The sequence below is a fragment of the Streptomyces sp. NRRL F-5755 genome, from assembly GCF_001279365.1.
GTDB lineage: Bacteria > Actinomycetota > Actinomycetes > Streptomycetales > Streptomycetaceae > Streptomyces > Streptomyces rimosus.
Genome location: NZ_LGCW01000148.1, coordinates 24586 through 41006, shown reverse-complemented (window position 1 = coordinate 41006; position 16421 = coordinate 24586). Strand labels below are relative to the sequence as shown.

Below are 16421 nucleotides of genomic sequence, written 5' to 3'. Positions count from 1 at the left end.
GTCTGATGCGGCTCGATATCGACGCGGTGTCCGTGGACGTGGCCGGGGCCCGGCTCGTGCACGACATCACCCTGCACGCCGGCAGCGGCCGGGTCGTCGGGCTGGTCGGGCCCAACGGCAGCGGCAAGTCCACGCTGCTGCGCTGCGCGTACCGGGCGCTGCGCCCCGCCGCCGGGGCGATACGGCTGGACGGCGCCGACCTGCACGCCATGGACGTACGCGAGGGAGCCCGCCAACTGGCCGCGCTGCCGCAGGAGTCGGCGACCGAATTCGGCTTCACGGCCGCCGAGGTGGTCGCCATGGGGCGGCTGCCGCACCAGCGCGGATCGGGGCGCCCCAGCGCCGCGGACCTGCGGGTGTGCGAGCGCGCGCTGGACCGCACCGGCGCCGCGCACCTGGCCGAGCGGGCCTTCCTGAGCCTGTCCGGCGGCGAGAAGCAGCGCGTCCTGATCGCCCGCGCGCTGGCCCAGGAACCGAAGGTGCTCGTACTGGACGAGCCGACCAACCACCTCGACATCGCGCAGCAGTTGGAGCTGCTGACGCTGGTGCGGGACAGCGGACTGACGGTGCTGACCGCGCTGCACGACCTCAATCTGGCGGCCGGGCACTGCGACGAGCTGTACGTCATCTCCGGCGGCCGGATCGTCGCCTCCGGCGCGCCGCACGACGTACTGGCTCCGGAACTGCTCGCCGAGGTCTTCGGGGTGCGCGCGCACCGCGTACCGCACCCCGAGACCGGCGCCGTCCAGCTGCTGTTCGACCGCCTGCCCGGCCGTACCGGCGCACCGACCACCCCATGAGGACCTTCATGCGCACCCGCCACCGCTCCGCCGCCCTGCTCACCGCCCTCGCGCTCGCCGCGCTCACCGGCTGCGGCGCGCACGTCGCCGAGGACGGGAAGGGAGACTCCGCCAAGGCTTCCGGCTCCGGACGGTCCGGGCACTACCCGGTCACCATCGAGAACTGCGGCACGAAGACCACGTACGACAAGGCGCCACAACGGGTGGTCACCAACGACGTCGGGATCGCGGACATCATGTTCGCGCTCGGGCTGGAGGACCACATGGCCGGGTACGTGATGCCCGAATACCGGGGCAAGATCGACGCCGTCGCCTGGAAGGACGCGTACGGCAAGGTGCCCTGGCTGTCCAAGAAGGCGATCACCAAGGAACTGGCCCTGGACGCCAAGGCCGACCTGGTCTTCGCCGGGTGGAACTACGGCTTCGGCGAGGACAGCGACGTCACCCCCGCCTCCCTGAAGAAGCTCGGCATCGGCAGCTATGTGCTGACCGAGTCGTGCCGCAACGGGGCCGACGGCGAGAAGGGCACCGCGCGCGGCGTGATGCCGCCGCTGGACGCGCTCTACACCGACCTGAGGACGCTGGGGAAGATCTTCGACGTCGAGAACCGGGCGGACGCACTGATCGCCAAGTACCGCAAGCAGGTCGCCGACGCGCAGGCCAAGGCGCCCGAGGACGGCGCGCGGCCGACCGTCTTCCTGTACGACGGCGGCCAGGACAAGCCGATGACCTCCGGCCGCTTCGCCGGGCCGCACGACATCATCACCAAGGCCGGCGGCGACCATGTGATGAAGGACCTGAAGGACTCCTGGACCACGGTGGGCTGGGAGACGGTGGTCGAGCAGAATCCCGACGTGATCGTCATCAACGATTACGGCACACCGACCGCCGAACAGAAGAAGTCGTTCCTCAAGTCGTATGCGCCGCTGAAGAATGTCTCCGCGATCAAGAACGATCGCATTTTCGTCATGGATTACGCCGATCTGGTGGAGAGCCCGCGCAACCCCGCGGCCGTCACCGCGCTCGCCGGCTACCTGCGGGGCGTGAGCGGCCACTGACCGGACACGGCCGCCGGACGAACGCGCCCGCCGGACGCCCTCCTACACTGGGAGCGTGGTGAGCACCGACTGGCAGAGCGACCTCCGCAAGCGCGGGTACCGGCTGACCCCGCAGCGCCAGCTCGTGCTGGAGGCGGTGGACAAACTCGAACACGCCACCCCCGACGACATCCTCACCGAGGTGCGCAGGACGGCGGGCGGCGTGAACATCTCCACCGTCTACCGGACGCTGGAGCTGCTGGAGGAGCTGAAGCTGGTCAGCCATGCCCACCTCGGGCACGGCGCGCCCACGTACCACCTCGCCGACCGGCACCACCACATCCACCTGGTGTGCCGGGACTGCACGCAAGTGATCGAGGCCGATCTGTCGGTGGCCGAGCCGTTCACGGCGACGCTCCGGGAAACGTTCGGGTTCGACACGGACCTGAAGCACTTCGCGATCTTCGGGTGCTGTGCGGCGTGTACGGAGAAGAGCGCGGCCGCGGCGCCCGACGACGGGCCGGGGGCCGCGGGCGGCGCCTCCGGGGCCGGGTCGTAGCCGGGCGCACCGCCCGGGGCAGGGCACCGGCGCACCGGTCGTAGGCTGGGGGTATGCCGCGCCAACGTGAAGCCAGTCCGCTGCTGTCGCTGCCCGGTGCCGTCCCGGCCGAGGCCCCCGACGAAGGTGTCGCCGCCCACTACGGCGACCTGTTCCGCGAGCAACGCGCCCTCGCGGACGGCCGTGGCTTCGTCGACCTCTCGCACCGCGGCGTGATCACCGTCAGCGGCCCCGAGCGGCTGAGCTGGCTGCACCTGCTGCTGACCCAGCACGTCACCGAGCTGCCGCCCGGCCACGCCACCGAAGCGCTGATCCTCTCCGCCAACGGGCACATCGAGCACGCCCTCTACCTCGTCGACGACGGGGAGACGACCTGGCTGCACACCGAGCCGGGCGACGAGGAGCCGCTGCTCGCCTACCTGGAGAGCATGAAGTTCTTCTACCGGGTCGAGATCGCCGACCGTACGCCGGAGTACGCGGTCGTCCACCTGCCGGCCGGCTCCATCGCCGAGGCCCCGAAGGACGCCGTCGTACGGGAGACCGCGCACGGCCGGGACCTGTTCCTGCCGCGCGGCGAGCTGGAGTCCTTCGCGGCGGCCAACGGTCCCGCCGCCGGCACCCTGGCCCTGGAGGCGCTGCGCGTCGAGGCGCACCGGCCGCGCCTGGGCCTGGAGACCGACCACCGCACCATCCCGCACGAGCTGGGCTGGATCGGCACCGCCGTCCACCTCCAGAAGGGCTGCTACCGCGGCCAGGAGACGGTGGCCCGCGTCCACAACCTGGGGAAGCCGCCGCGCCGCCTGGTCTTCCTGCACCTGGACGGCAGCGAGGTGCACCTGCCGCCGCACGGCGCCCCCGTACGCCTGGCCGCCGACGGCCCCGAAGGCCGCCAGCTCGGCTTCATCACCACCTCGGCCCGCCACCACGAGCTGGGCCCCATCGCGCTGGCCCTGGTCAAGCGCAACGTCCCCGTGGACGCGCCGCTCCTCGCGGAGAGCACCGCGGCGGCGCAGGAGGTCGTGGTCGAGCCGTAAGAGCCTGTGTACGGCGCCCGCCGGTCCGGCGGGCGCCCGCTCACACCTCCAGCAGCACCGTGAACGGGCCGTCGTTCGTCAGCGAGACCTTCATGTCCGCGCCGAAGCGCCCCGTGGCGACCTCCGCGCCCAGATTGCGCAGCTGAGTGACGACCTCGTCGACGAGGGGTTCGGCCACCGGACCGGGGGCCGCCGCGTTCCAGGTGGGCCGACGGCCCTTGCGGGCGTCACCGTAGAGAGTGAACTGGCTGATGACCAGCAGGCCCGCACCCGTGTCCGAGCAGGACTTCTCCCCGTCCAGAATCCGCACCGACCACAGCTTGCGGGCGAGCTGCGCCGCCTTCGCCGGAGTGTCGTCGTGCGTGACCCCGACCAGCACGCACAGCCCTTCTCCGACGATCTCCCCGACCGTCTCGCCGTCCACCTCGACGCGTGCGCCGTCGACCCTCTGTACCACTGCTCGCATACCGCCCATGATGCACCGGGCTCCGCGGGCCTCCGACAGCCGTACCGGGCCGGGGCCGTTCGGGTGCCATGGCCATGGCTGGCCCTGCGGGGGCCCCGCCCGCAGTGGCACGATGCGTGCACGCGGTGCGTTCCACGGACAACCCGCCCGTGCGACCGCACCGGACGAGGGGACGGAAACGACTCATGAGCACTGCCGGTTCCGGGCACACACCCGGTCCCGTACCGACCGCCCGTACGGCGCCGCCCGCGGCCCGTACGACCACGACGGCCCAGGCGGGCCCAGGGCCCGCCCGCACGGAGGACGGTCCCATGGTCCAGGCAGGCACGGCCGCGGCACCGCACCGCGCCCCACTGCAACGCGACCGCTTCCGCCCGGTGTCCCGGCCCGACCTGAACGGACTGACCCTGCCCGACCTGCGGGTGGTGCGGCGCGAGGCGCAGCGGGAGGAGGCCGATCTGAGCTACGTACGGCGGCTGCTCCAGGGCCGGATCGACATCCTGCGCGCCGAGAGCACCCGCCGCACGGCCCCCCACTCACCCCTGCTGGACCGCCTCCCGGAGATCCTGACCGACGGGCCGTCCCGGCACCGCTCCTCGGCCCGCCATGTGACGCTCGGCATGCCGCACAGCGAGGAGTACCGCCAGCTGGCCGAGCAGCTGGCCGGCGAGGTGGAGCTGTCGGACCTCACCGCCCGTACGGACCAGGAGCTGCACGACGCGATGTGCCGCCTGGTCCGCTACGAGCAGCAGGTCTCCCGGCGCCGCCAGTCCCTCCAGCGGACCGCCGACGATTGCAGTGCGGAGATCGCGCGCAGGTACCGTGAAGGCGAAGCACAAGTAGACGACCTGCTCTCCTGACCCCGCGGCCACAGGTTCCGGGAGGAGCGCGGGCCACCTCCCGGAAGGCCGCCGCCGATGAGCACTGCCCCCGTTACCGAAGGGTCCGCCCCGTCCGGTATATCCCCCGTCCTCGCCGAGGTCGTGCGTTCGGGCTTCGTCGAGGGCCGGCACCGCGGATCACTGGTGGTCCTGGCGGCGGACGGCAGCGTGCAGACCGCCCTCGGTGACGTCACCTCCCCGGTCTTCCCCCGCTCCGCCAACAAGCCGATGCAGGCAGCGGCCATCCTGCGGGCGGGCCTGGACCTGTCCGGCGAGCGGCTGGCGCTGGCCGCCGCGAGCCATTCGGGCGAGGGCTTCCACCTCGACCTGGTGCAGAAGATGCTCAGCGAGCACGGCCTGTCCACGGACCAGCTGCGCACCCCGCCGGACCTGCCGCTGGACCCCGCGGAGGCGGAGACCTACCTGGCGTCCGGGCGGGTGCGCGAGCCGCTGACGATGAACTGCTCCGGCAAGCACGCCGCGATGCTGGCGGCCTGCGCCGCCAACGGCTGGCCGCTGGAGTCGTACCTCCACCCGGAGCACCCGCTCCAGCAGCTGGTGCTGGAGGCGGTGCGCTCCGCGAGCGGCGAGCGCGTCGAGCACATCGGTACGGACGGCTGCGGCGCCCCGCTGATGGCGATCTCGCTGACCGGCCTGGCCCGCTCCTTCCGGCACTTCGTGCTGGCCGGCGAGGGCACGCCGGAGCGCCGGGTGGCCGACGCGATGCGCGCGCACCCTGAGTACGTGGCCGGCACCCGCCGCCCCGACACCTGGCTGATGCAGGCGGTGCCCGGCGTGCTGTCCAAGATGGGCGCGGAGGCCGTACAGGCGGTGGCGCTGCCGGACGGGCGCGCGCTGGCGTTCAAGGTCGACGACGGGGCGACCCGTACCCTCGGCCCGATACTCGCCCGCGTCCTCGGCGAGATGGGCGTCGAGTCGCCGGTGCTGGCGCGCATCGGGGAGGCACCGCTGCTGGGCGGCGCCGAGCGCGTCGGGGAGATCCGCGCGGCGTTCTGAGGCGTCAGGGTGCCCGCGGTCCCGGGCACCCTGAAATTGCCGCGACGGCGGTACAGGGCCGTGGCTACCGTACGCGCATGGACATCGAGGTGCGTACGGTCGGCGACGACGACATACCCGAGTGGATACGGGCCCTGGAAGTGGGCTTCCTGCGGCCGCCCACGGCCTCCGAGGAGCAGATCGAATACCGCCGCGCCCGCTACGACCCGGCCCGCACACAGGGCGCGTACGACGACGGCCGCTGTGTCGCCACGTTCCGCAGCTTCGCGCAGGAACTGACCGTCGTCGGCGGGGCACCGGTGCCCGCCGACGCCGTCACGTCCGTGACGGTCTCCCCCACCCACCGCCGCCGCGGCCTGCTCAGCCGGATGATGGCGAACGACCTGCGGCTCGCCAAGGAGCGCGGGGACGCCCTCGCCACACTGATCGCCGCGGAGTTCCCGATCTACGGGCGGTACGGCTTCGGCCCGGCCACCTGGACCACCGAGTGGCACATCGACGTCGCGCGCGCCGGTCTGGACCCGCGCCACGCGGGCCCGGACTGCGGCGGCCGGATCGACTTCGCCGACGCCGCCGAGATCCTTGAGGCGGGACCCGCCCTCCACGACCGGTTCCGGGCCCGGCAGCCCGGCGCGATCGACCTCTCGCACGACTGGTGGCGGGAGCTGACCGGCGCGAACCCGCGCCCGTACAACCCCGCCAAGGACCGCTTCTACGCCCTCTACCGCAACGCGTCCGGCGAGATCGAGGGCCTGGTCTCCTACCGCGCGGACGACACGTGGGAGCGCAAGCTGCCGCAGAACACGGTCACCGTCGACCGCCTGACCGCGCTCACCCCGGCCGCCGAGCGGGCCCTGTGGCGGTTCCTGTGCTCGATCGACTGGGTCATGCACATCAAGTCCGGCCACCGCGGCCCCGACGACCTCCTGCCGTACCACCTCGGCGACCCGCGCGCGGCGAAGATCGAACAGCACGCCGACTACCTGTGGATACGCCCCCTCGACATCCCCCGCCTGCTGGAGGCCCGCACCTACCCCGCCGAAGGCTCCCTCGTCCTGGAAATCCGGGACAAGGCGGGCCTGGCCGACGGCCGCTACCTCCTACAGGCAACCCCGGCGGGCGCCACCTGCACCCGCACAAACCGAAGCGCCGAACTCACCCTCGACGTAGCCGATTTCGCAGCCCTCTACCTCGGCGACGAGTCCGCGGTACGCCTGCACGCCCTGGGCCGCGTCACCGAAGAACGCCCGGGCGCCCTGGCCACCTCCGACCTCCTGCTGCACACCGCCCGCCGCCCCTGGTGCCCGGACATCTTCTGACGGGCGCCGCGCGCCGGGGGCCCGGCGGTGGTGTGCTGCATAAGGTGGCGGAAACACGTAACGGCCCAGGCGGAAGTTGCAGGACACCGCCCACCACCGGAGCAGGAGGACGGCGACCATGAGTGACGCGAACACGGAGCCGCAGGGTCCCGACACAATCGAGCACGCCCACGACCCCGAAGTACTACAGCTCGCGGCCAAGGTCTTCGACCTGGCCCGGCACGGCGACACCAGCACCCTCGCCGCCTACGTCGACGCCGGTGTCCCCGCCACCCTCACCAACGACAAGGGCGACTCCCTGGTGATGCTCGCCGCCTACCACGGCCACGCCGACACCGTAGCCGCCCTACTGGACCGCGGCGCCGACCCCGACCGCACCAACGACCGCGGCCAGACCCCCCTCGCCGGCGCCGTCTTCAAGGGCGAGGACGCGGTCGTACGCATCCTGGTGGCCCACGGCGCGGACCCGTCCGCGGGGACGCCGTCGGCGGTGGATACGGCGCGGATGTTCCAGAAGGGGGAGTTGTTGGGGTTGTTCGGGGTGGAGTGAGAACGGGGCGCTCCGGGTGGCGGGCCGGCGGAGCGGCGTGACCCCAAGGCCACACCTTGACATCAACTTTGGTTGAGGTTTTAGCGTCTGGTCCTGGAGCCGACCGCCGGTTCCGTTCCGCCGTCTTCAGGAGGACCTGCCATGTCCGTGCGCCCCTTCACCCTGGCCGTCATCGTCGGCAGCACCCGGGAGGGCCGGTTCGCGCCCGTGGTGGCGAACTGGTTCGCCGCGCATGCCGGGCGGCGTGACGACGTCGTGGTGGACGTCGTCGATCTGGACGAGGTCCGTCCGTACGAACTGCGGCACGGCAGCGAGGAGATGGAGACCTACGCCAAGCGGATCGGCGCGGCGGACGCGTTCGTCGTGATCACGCCCGAGTACAACCATTCCTTCCCCGCCCCGCTCAAGCACGCCATCGACCTGCTGCACCAGCAGTGGCAGGCCAAGCCGGTGGGGTTCGTGTCGTACGGCGGGGTGTCCGGGGGACTGCGCGCCGTCGAGCAACTGCGGCTGGTGTTTGCGGAGTTGCATGCCACTACGGTGCGCGAGACGGTCAGCTTCCCGATGGCCGGGAACCTCTTCGACGAGGGTGGGCAGCTGCGTGATCCGCAGGACGCGGACCGGGCCGCCGTCGTGCTGCTTGACCAGCTGGCCTGGTGGGCGCTGGCGCTGCGGGAGGCGCGCGAGGCGCGGCCGTACGGGAGCTGAGGCCGCGTGTCCGGCGGGCGGGCCGGGCCCGCCCTCCCCGCGTCTGCCGTCGGCTTACGATGTGTCGCGTCCGGCGGCGAACGAGGGGGACACAGTCATGAGCCGACGCAAGGGCCCGTACGAATGCGGCCTGGATGCCGCCGTGGACGTCATCGGCGGCAAGTGGAAGGTCCTGCTGCTCTGGCAGCTCGCGCAAGGGCCGCAGCGCTTCGGTGAGCTGAAGCGCGCGCTGCCGGACATCAGCGAGAAGGTGCTGGTCCAGCAGCTGCGCGAGATGGAGACCGACCGCATCGTGCACCGCGAGGTCTACCACCAGGTCCCGTTGAAGGTGGAGTACTCGCTCACCGAGCTGGGCGCCTCGCTCAACGCCGCTCTGGAACCGCTCGGCGCGTGGGGCCTGGTGCACATGGGGGAGATCGAGGCGACGTACGAGGCGCGCCACCCCCGCGCCAGCTGAAGGCCGGCTCCAGCACGGCTTTAGCGCGGGGGTTCACGGCTGCTGCGGCGCGCGCTCCTCCCCGTATCGCTCTCGGGCCAGCGCCAGTGACCGGTCGAAGTCCCGCTGGGTGGCTTCGCACCAGTGCAGCAGGTCGGCCAGGACGCGCTGGAGCGTCTCGCTCGGGCTCGCCCGCCAGCCCGCCTCGGAGAGTGTGTATGTCTCCAGGGCGGCGCCCGCGCGCCGCACCTGTTCCTCGTTGCCGGTCATGGCGTCCCCTTCCGGTGTCGGTGCGCCCAGCGTACCAATGCAAGCGCATCGGAAAAGAAGGGTAGGGCCAGGGGTCATTCCCGGTCCGGTATCCAATTTCCGTGGAAACCGACCGGCACCCGCACCGGCAGATGCACCCGCGCGACCGGCTCGCCCGTGATGTCCTGGGCCGCGAGGATGACGAGGTCCGTCGCGTCGCGTTCCGGGGCGTGGACGTACGCCAGCAGCCAGCCGTCGTCCTCGGCGGCGTCCGGGCCGGCGGGCACGAACACGGCCTCGCCGACGCCGCCCTGCGGGGAGAAGCGGCGCACCTCGCTGGTGCCGCGCTCCAGGTCGTACTTCACCAGCCCGCAGCCCATCCGCTCGATCCCCGGGAACCGGGCGGCCCGCAGGTCCGAGTCGGCGGACTCCAGCACCGCGTAGCCGTACCGGTGGGGCAGCGTGAGCCGCCGCGGGTCCACGCGCGGCAATTCCACCGGCCGGTCGTCCAGCCGCTCGCGGTGGACCCGGCCCGCCCGGAGGTCCACGGTCCAGCGTTCCAGTGCGGGCGGTGCCCCGTCGGGGCCGGTACGGCCCTTCGCGAACAGCCGCTCGTAGCGCACGAGATGGATCACGATCCGGCCGCTGCCGTCCTCGGTCTCGTACGCGTTCATCGGGTGGAAGACGAAGCACGGGTCGATCTCCAGCCACCGCACGTCCGCCGCCCGCCCCTCCCGCGGCAGCACGCCCAGCCGGGCCGGGCGCCCCGGCTCCCACACGTACGGGAAGGACGGGCCGACGCCGACGCCGCCCGGGTTGAAGACCACCGGCAGGTCGTACAGCAGCACGTGCCGCTCGGTGAGCGAGAAGTCGTGCATCATCGGCCGCCCGTCGACGGGGACGTCCACGCGGCGCCGGACGCGGCCGTCCGTCCCCACGACCAGGTACTGCACGTACGGCCAGGCCCAGCAGTACGCCACGCAGTGCAGTTCCTCGGTGTCCGGGTCGATCGTAGTGTGCGCGGCGAGGCCGCCCGGCAGGGTGCCGGCGAAGTCGAAGGGGCCCACTGTGTCCAGCTCGGCGTCCACCTCGTAAGGCAGCGAGCCGCCCTCGACCAGCGCGAGGAGGCGCCCGGCGAAGCGGGTGACGTGGCTGTTGGGCGCGAAGTCCATGTCCAGGTGGCGCGGGCCGTGCAGGATCTTCTCGCCCAGGCGCAGCGCCATCGCGTCGGAGCGGACCCAGCGGTTGCGGTACCACTCGGCACGGCCGCCGCGCAGCCGGACGCCGTGCAGCATCCCGTCGCCGCTGAACCAGTGGTACGCCGCCGGGTCGTCCACGCCCAGCGGGTTCGGCCCGTTGCGTACGTACCGCCCGTCCAGCTCCTCCGGTATCCGGCCGGTCACGGCCATTTCGTACGCGGTCGTCTCCTCCTTCACCGGCGCGAACAGTCCCCGCATGTACGGGTTCTTGGCAACCGCCATCGCCGCCCACCTTCCCGGCTCCGCCCCGCGGCGACCCCCCGGTCACCGCCTCCCGCGCAGCACCCCGCTTCCACCCTCCAGCCCCGGCACCGCCGCGTCGAGACCACCTGCGGTCCCGGGGGCGCGAAGGGCACCTCCGCGCGCCCCCTGCGGAACCGCCCGTCAGCCCCGTACCGCGTCCTCGCGCCCCGCTTCGGGTAAGGTGACCGCCTCAAGCAGTGAACGAGGAGGTGAGACCCATTACCGCTGTCCAGGCCGGGTGCTCTCACCGCACGGCTGTACGGTCCCTCCGAGGCAGGTGACCGCGAGAGCGCCCTTCGGCATACCGAAAGGCCCGAACTCGCATGTCACACCACCTGTCTTCGCCCTGTTCCCCCGCCGAACCCGCCCCGCTGCCCTCCCTCGTCGCCAGACTCCGCGCGGCCGGCTGCGTCTTCGCCGAGGACGAGGCGGAACTGCTCCTCACCACGGCCCGCACGCCGTCCGACCTCGCCGCCATGACGGACCGGCGCGTCGCCGGCTTCCCGCTCGAACAGGTCCTGGGGTGGGCGGAGTTCTGCGGCCGGCGGATCGCCGTTGATCCCGGCGTCTTCGTCCCCCGCCGCCGCACCGAATTCCTCGTCGGCCAGGCCGCCGCCCTCGTACGCGCCGCACTCCGGCCGCAGCCCGTCGTCGTCGACCTGTGCTGCGGTACGGGCGCGGTGGGCGCGGCGCTGGCGGCGGCCGTCGGCAGTCACGCGGACCCGTCCGCTCCCCGCATCGAACTCCACGCCGCCGACATCGAACCCGCCGCCGTACGCTGCGCCCGCCGCAACATCCCGCCCGCCACGGGCCGGGTGTACGAGGGCGACCTCTACGCCGCGCTGCCTGCCGGTCTGCGCGGACGCGTCGACATCCTGGTCGTCAACGCCCCGTATGTACCGACCGACGCCATCAGCCTGTTGCCGCCGGAAGCCCGCGACCACGAGCCGCTGGTGGCGCTGGACGGCGGCGCGGACGGGCTCGACGTGCAGCGCCGGGTGGCGGCCGAGGCCGCTCAGTGGCTCGCCCCCGACGGCCACCTCCTGATCGAGACCAGCGAACGCCAGGCGCCGCACACGCTCGACGCCTTCCGGCGCGGTGGGCTGCGGGCCTGGCTGGCCGAGGATGAGGATCTGTGCGCGACGGTGGTCATAGGGGCCGGACGGGATGGCGCATCGTCCTGATATGGGCTGGCCCTGATATGGGTCCGCCGGGCGCGGATATTGCGTTGTCCGGCGGGGAGCCTGGGCGGCAGCATGGCGCTCCATGCAACGTGACGAGTACGCCGGTCCGTTGGCGCTGCGCGCCATGCAGAGCCTGGCCGTCCGCGCCTTCCCGGCCACCGGTTACCGCCATGCCGGCGACCTCGCCTGGAACTGGTGCCTGGCGCTCGACCGCGCCGAACGCTGCCCGACGGCGGTCTGGAGCGACGGCGGCCGGACGGTGGCGTGGGGCTGGCTGGAGCTGCCCGACGGGCTGATGCTCCAGGTCGATCCGGAGCGGCCGGAGTTGGTGCGTGACGTGCTGGGCTGGGCTGAGGCGACGGCTGGTACGGCAGGGTCCGGCCCGCTCCGCGTCGAAGTCGCCGACACCGAGCGGGCCGTGATCGAGGCGCTGGAGCTGCGGGGGTACGTACGGGAGACCGGCGGGGCGGGCGGAGAGCCCGCCACCGGCCCGGACACTCGCCCGTACATGACCTGCCTCGGCCGCCCGCTCACCGGCGGCCTCCCGCCCCTCCCCCGCCTGCCGGACGGCTACGTGATCCGCGCCCAGCGGAACGACGCGGACGTGGCGGGCCGGGCGGCAGCCCACCGCGCCGCCTTCGGGTCGGACCGGATCACCGCCGAGCGCCATGCCCGGATGCGTGCGACCTGGCCGTACCGTCCGGAGTCCGACCTCGTCGTCGCCTCCCCCGGCGGCGACATCGTGGCCTACTGCCAGGGCTGGTACGACGAGGTGAACCGTACGGGCGTGTTCGAGCCGGTCGGCACCCGACCGGACCACCGCCGGCTCGGGCTGGCGCGGGCCGTGTGCGCCGCGGTTCTGCACGCCTTCGCCCGGGCCGGCGGGCACCGTGCCGTCGTGCAGGCCCGTGGTGACGCCGCCTGTCCGGTTCCCAAGCGGCTGTACGAGTCGCTGGGGTTCGCCGCGTACGCCCGGACGTACACGTACACCCGTACGCGCACCTCCGGGCGTACGCCCGTGCCGCCCGGTCAGGCGCCCACGTAATCCGCCAGGTGCTCGCCGGTGAGCGTGGAGCGCGCGGCGACCAGGTCGGCGGGGGTGCCCTCGAAGACGATCCGGCCGCCGTCGTGGCCCGCGCCGGGGCCGAGGTCGATGATCCAGTCCGCGTGGGCCATGACCGCCTGGTGGTGCTCGATGACGATGACCGACTTGCCGGAGTCGACGAGGCGGTCCAGCAGGCCGAGCAGCTGCTCGACATCGGCGAGGTGGAGGCCGGTGGTCGGCTCGTCCAGGACGTAGACGCCGCCCTTGTCACCCATGTGGGTGGCCAGCTTGAGGCGCTGCCGCTCGCCGCCGGAGAGCGTGGTGAGCGGCTGGCCGAGGGTGAGGTAGCCGAGGCCGACATCGGCGAGCCGCTGGAGGATCTTGTGGGCCGCCGGGAGCCGCGCCTCGCCCGCGCCGAAGAACTCCTCCGCCTCGGCCACCGGCATCGCCAGCACCTCGCTGATGTCGCGGCCCCCGAGGCGGTACTCCAGCACCGACGCCAGGAACCGCTTGCCCTCGCAGTCCTCGCAGGTGGTCGCCACACCGGCCATCATCGCCAGGTCGGTGTAGATCACGCCGGCGCCGTTGCAGGCCGGGCAGGCGCCCTCGGAGTTGGCGCTGAACAGCGCCGGCTTCACGCCGTTCGCCTTGGCGAACGCCTTGCGGATCGGGTCGAGCAGCCCGGTGTACGTCGCCGGGTTGCTGCGCCGCGAGCCGCGGATCGGCGCCTGGTCCACCGCGACCACGCCCGTATCCGCCGGGATCGAGCCGTGCAGGAGCGAGCTCTTGCCGGAGCCCGCGACACCGGTGACCACGCAGAGCACCCCGAGCGGAATGTCGACGTCCACGTCCCGCAGGTTGTTCGCCGTGGCGCCGCGGACCTCCAGCGTGCCGGTGGCCTCGCGCACCGACTCCTTGAGCGCGGCCCGGTCGTCGAGGTGGCGGCCGGTGACGGTGCCGCTCGCCCGCAGCTTCTCGACGGTGCCCTCGAAACAGACGGTGCCGCCCGCCATGCCGGCGCCCGGCCCGAGGTCCACCACATGGTCGGCGATCGCGATCGTCTCCGGCTTGTGCTCCACGACGAGCACCGTGTTGCCCTTGTCGCGCAGCCGCAGCAGCAGGTTGTTCATCCGCTGGATGTCGTGCGGATGCAGGCCGACGGTCGGCTCGTCGAAGACGTAGGTGACGTCGGTGAGCGAGGAGCCGAGGTGGCGGATCATCTTGACGCGCTGCGCCTCGCCGCCGGAGAGGGTGCCCGCCGGGCGGTCGAGGGAGAGGTAGCCGAGGCCGATCTCCGTGAACGAGTCGAGGGTGCCCTGCAACGCGGTGAGCAGGGGCGTCACCGAGGGTTCGGCGATGCCGCGCACCCACTCGGCCAGGTCCCGGATCTCCATCGCGCACGCGTCCGCGATGGAGATGCCCTTGATCTTCGAGGACCGGGCGGCCTCGCTGAGCCGGGTGCCGTCGCACTCGGGGCAGGTGGTGAAGGTGACGGCCCGCTCCACGAACGCCCGGATGTGCGGCTGCATCGCCTCCTTGTCCTTGGCCAGGAACGACTTGGTCACCCGCGGGATCAGACCCTCGTAGGTCATGTTGATGCCCGCGATCTTCATCCGGGTCGGCTCCTGGTGGAGGAGGGCGTGCAGCTCCTTCTTGGTGAACTTGCGGATCGGCTTGTCCGCGTCGAAGAGGCCCGACTCGGCGTAGAGCCGCGCGTTCCAGCCGCCCGCCGTGTAGCCGGGGATGGTGAACGCGCCCTCGGAGATCGACTTGGAGTCGTCGTAGAGCTGGGTGAGGTCGATGTCGGAGACCTTGCCGCGGCCCTCGCAGCGGACGCACATGCCGCCGGTACGGCTGAAGGTCACCTTCTCCGTCTTGGTCTTCTCCCCGCGCTCGACCCGGAACCCGCCGCTCGCCGACACCGAGGCGGTGTTGAAGGAGTACGCGCCGGGCGGGCCGATGTGCGGCGAGCCGAGCCGGCTGAAGAGGATGCGCAGCATCGCGTTGGCGTCGGTGGCGGTGCCGACGGTGGAGCGGGGGTCGGAGCCCATCCGCTGCTGGTCGACGATGATCGCGGTGGTCAGCCCGTCCAGTACGTCCACCTCGGGGCGGGCCTGGTTCGGCATGAAGCCCTGCACGAACGCGCTGTACGTCTCGTTGATCAGCCGCTGCGACTCGGCGGCGATCGTGTCGAACACCAGCGAGCTCTTGCCCGAGCCGGAGACCCCGGTGAACACCGTCAGGCGGCGCTTCGGGATCTCGATGCTGACGTCCTTGAGGTTGTTCTCGCGCGCGCCGTGCACGCGGATCGCGTCGTGGCTGTCGGCGGCGTGCCGCGCAGCCGGCGCCTGATCCGTCTTCGGGCCCGTGCTCATACGTTTCTCCCTGTGTGAGGCGGCGCCGCCGCCGCGGTTCCCCCGTCGGCGTCGCCTGTTTCCGAGTGGCAGCTTGCGGCCGTACGACCGGTTCGTGCCGGACCGGCCCCGGTCCCGTCCGGCACCGCCGCCGGCCGGTGCGGTCACCGGCCGGCGCCCGGTTCACTTCTTGCGCTGAGCGAAGCGCAGCATATTGCCCGCGGGGTCGCGGAAGGCGCAGTCCCGCACCCCGTACGGCTGGTCGACCGGCTCCTGGAGCACCTCGGCGCCCGACGCCTGGACGCGCTCGAAGACCGCGTCCACATCGTCGGACGAGAAGATCACGCCGCGCAGCATGCCCTTGGCGAGCAGCTCCGCCATGGCCTGCCGGTCGGCCGGCGAGGCGTTCGGGTCCGCGAGCGGCGGCTCCAGCACGATCTCCACGCCGGGCTGCGACGGCGCACCGACCGTCACCCAGCGCATCCCCTCGAACTTGACGTCGTTGCGCACCTCCAGGCCGAGCACGTCCCGGTAGAAGGGCAGCGCCTTGTCGTGATCGTCGACGGCGATGAAGCAGGTGGAAAGGTGAATGTCCATGCGCAACACGCTACGGCGGGGCCGTGCGCGGCGCTTCTCCATTCGTGACCGGTTAGGGGCGGGGCCGGGCTCAGCCGCTGTTGTCGGCGCCGTTGCCGTCGTCACCGGTGCCGGTGCCGGTGGGTGGCGGTGACATGTTCCGTACCGGCCGCGTGTAGATCTTGGCGACGCAGGCCGGAATCGCTGCCCCCGGCTCGTGCGAGCGCCCCCGGTACGCACTCGGGCTCTCCCCCACCAGCTCGGTGAACCGCGAGCTGAACGACCCGAGCGACGTACACCCCACGGCGAAGCAGACCTCCGTCACCGACAGGTCCCCACGCCGCAGCAGCGCCTTGGCCCGCTCGATCCGGCGCGTCATCAGGTAGCCGTACGGCGTCTCCCCGTAAGCGGCACGAAAACTCCGCGAGAAGTGCCCCGGCGACATATGCGCCGCCCGCGCCAGCGCCGGCACATCCAGCGGCTGCGCGAAATCCCGATCCATCAGGTCCCGCGCCCGCCGCAGCTGAACCAGGTCTTCCAGCTTCACGGGGTCAGGATCGCATGGGGGGCGTGGCGCGGCATCGTCGCAGGTCACATCGTCGCCGTCGGGGGTGGTCGAGTGCCGGGCGACGGTGCCGTATGCCATACGGACGGCCTGCGGGTAGGTTGCTCCGGCCACGGGCGAGGACAGCGACACCGCCGCC

General features: G+C 72.3%; 18 protein-coding genes. 12 read left to right on the top strand and 6 right to left on the bottom strand.

Annotated elements, in window-relative coordinates; all coding sequences use genetic code 11:
• The first annotated feature begins 5 nt into the window (after nucleotides 1–5).
• The 4 genes from ADK86_RS15685 to ADK86_RS15670 are packed head-to-tail and all read left to right on the top strand — an operon-like array spanning nucleotide 6 to nucleotide 3430.
• Nucleotides 6–800 (top strand): ABC transporter ATP-binding protein, encoded by a 795-nt coding sequence (locus ADK86_RS15685; protein WP_003983034.1) that lies wholly within the window; start codon nucleotides 6–8, stop codon nucleotides 798–800.
• 8 nt (nucleotides 801–808) lie between these two features.
• Nucleotides 809–1858 carry an ABC transporter substrate-binding protein gene (locus ADK86_RS15680; RefSeq protein WP_053697133.1) on the top strand — a complete coding sequence of 350 codons (1050 nt, stop codon included), beginning with the start codon at nucleotides 809–811 and terminating at the stop codon, nucleotides 1856–1858.
• Nucleotides 1859–1913: 55 nt separating this feature from the next.
• Nucleotides 1914–2396, top strand: coding sequence for a Fur family transcriptional regulator (locus ADK86_RS15675; protein ID WP_053697132.1), 483 nt, complete (start codon nucleotides 1914–1916; stop codon nucleotides 2394–2396).
• A gap of 53 nt (nucleotides 2397–2449) precedes the next feature.
• A complete protein-coding gene (locus tag ADK86_RS15670) occupies nucleotides 2450–3430 on the top strand; it encodes a YgfZ/GcvT domain-containing protein (protein WP_030646058.1) in 981 nt (326 codons plus the stop codon).
• 40 nt (nucleotides 3431–3470) lie between these two features.
• Here ADK86_RS15670 and dtd read toward each other — a convergent pair whose 3' ends face one another.
• Nucleotides 3471–3896: a D-aminoacyl-tRNA deacylase gene (dtd, locus tag ADK86_RS15665; protein WP_053697167.1), complete on the bottom strand. Its 426-nt coding sequence runs from the start codon at nucleotides 3894–3896 to the stop codon at nucleotides 3471–3473.
• A gap of 185 nt (nucleotides 3897–4081) precedes the next feature.
• Here dtd and ADK86_RS15660 point away from each other — a divergent pair, with 185 nt between their 5' ends.
• The 6 genes from ADK86_RS15660 to ADK86_RS15635 all read left to right on the top strand — a co-directional run bounded on the left by ADK86_RS15660 (nucleotide 4082) and on the right by ADK86_RS15635 (nucleotide 8828).
• On the top strand, nucleotides 4082–4756 hold the full coding sequence (locus ADK86_RS15660; protein WP_078659500.1) for an ABC transporter substrate-binding protein: 675 nt from the start codon (nucleotides 4082–4084) through the stop codon (nucleotides 4754–4756).
• Between the two features lie 57 nt (nucleotides 4757–4813).
• Entirely contained in the window at nucleotides 4814–5794 is a 981-nt protein-coding gene (locus ADK86_RS15655) for an asparaginase (RefSeq protein WP_053697131.1), read from the top strand.
• Between the two features lie 77 nt (nucleotides 5795–5871).
• Nucleotides 5872–7113 carry a GNAT family N-acetyltransferase gene (locus ADK86_RS15650; protein WP_053697130.1) on the top strand — a complete coding sequence of 414 codons (1242 nt, stop codon included), beginning with the start codon at nucleotides 5872–5874 and terminating at the stop codon, nucleotides 7111–7113.
• Nucleotides 7114–7231: 118 nt separating this feature from the next.
• Nucleotides 7232–7663, top strand: a complete 432-nt coding sequence (locus ADK86_RS15645; RefSeq protein ID WP_053697129.1) for an ankyrin repeat domain-containing protein — start codon at nucleotides 7232–7234, stop codon at nucleotides 7661–7663.
• 141 nt (nucleotides 7664–7804) lie between these two features.
• Nucleotides 7805–8371, top strand: coding sequence for an NADPH-dependent FMN reductase (locus tag ADK86_RS15640; RefSeq protein ID WP_053697128.1), 567 nt, complete (start codon nucleotides 7805–7807; stop codon nucleotides 8369–8371).
• A 97-nt stretch (nucleotides 8372–8468) separates the two neighbouring features.
• A complete protein-coding gene (locus ADK86_RS15635; RefSeq protein WP_053697127.1) occupies nucleotides 8469–8828 on the top strand; it encodes a winged helix-turn-helix transcriptional regulator in 360 nt (119 codons plus the stop codon).
• Between the two features lie 33 nt (nucleotides 8829–8861).
• Here the strand turns inward: ADK86_RS15635 and ADK86_RS15630 are convergent, their stop codons facing one another.
• Entirely contained in the window at nucleotides 8862–9077 is a 216-nt protein-coding gene (locus ADK86_RS15630; protein WP_053697126.1) for a hypothetical protein, read from the bottom strand.
• A 74-nt stretch (nucleotides 9078–9151) separates the two neighbouring features.
• Entirely contained in the window at nucleotides 9152–10537 is a 1386-nt protein-coding gene (locus ADK86_RS15625; protein WP_199834412.1) for a carotenoid oxygenase family protein, read from the bottom strand.
• 344 nt (nucleotides 10538–10881) lie between these two features.
• Here ADK86_RS15625 and ADK86_RS15620 point away from each other — a divergent pair, with 344 nt between their 5' ends.
• Complete coding sequence (locus ADK86_RS15620) at nucleotides 10882–11742, top strand: putative protein N(5)-glutamine methyltransferase (protein WP_053697125.1); 861 nt, start codon at nucleotides 10882–10884, stop codon at nucleotides 11740–11742.
• A gap of 82 nt (nucleotides 11743–11824) precedes the next feature.
• Nucleotides 11825–12787 carry a GNAT family N-acetyltransferase gene (locus tag ADK86_RS15615; protein WP_053697124.1) on the top strand — a complete coding sequence of 321 codons (963 nt, stop codon included), beginning with the start codon at nucleotides 11825–11827 and terminating at the stop codon, nucleotides 12785–12787.
• Here the strand turns inward: ADK86_RS15615 and ADK86_RS15610 are convergent.
• The 3 genes from ADK86_RS15610 to ADK86_RS15600 all read right to left on the bottom strand — a co-directional run bounded on the left by ADK86_RS15610 (nucleotide 12772) and on the right by ADK86_RS15600 (nucleotide 16264).
• Nucleotides 12772–15162: an ATP-binding cassette domain-containing protein gene (locus ADK86_RS15610; protein ID WP_053697123.1), complete on the bottom strand. Its 2391-nt coding sequence runs from the start codon at nucleotides 15160–15162 to the stop codon at nucleotides 12772–12774. The genes ADK86_RS15615 and ADK86_RS15610 overlap by 16 nt on opposite strands.
• A 162-nt stretch (nucleotides 15163–15324) precedes the next feature.
• Nucleotides 15325–15738: a VOC family protein gene (locus tag ADK86_RS15605; protein ID WP_053697122.1), complete on the bottom strand. Its 414-nt coding sequence runs from the start codon at nucleotides 15736–15738 to the stop codon at nucleotides 15325–15327.
• 70 nt (nucleotides 15739–15808) lie between these two features.
• A complete protein-coding gene (locus ADK86_RS15600) occupies nucleotides 15809–16264 on the bottom strand; it encodes a helix-turn-helix transcriptional regulator (RefSeq protein WP_053697165.1) in 456 nt (151 codons plus the stop codon).
• Between the last annotated feature and the right edge of the window lie 157 nt (nucleotides 16265–16421).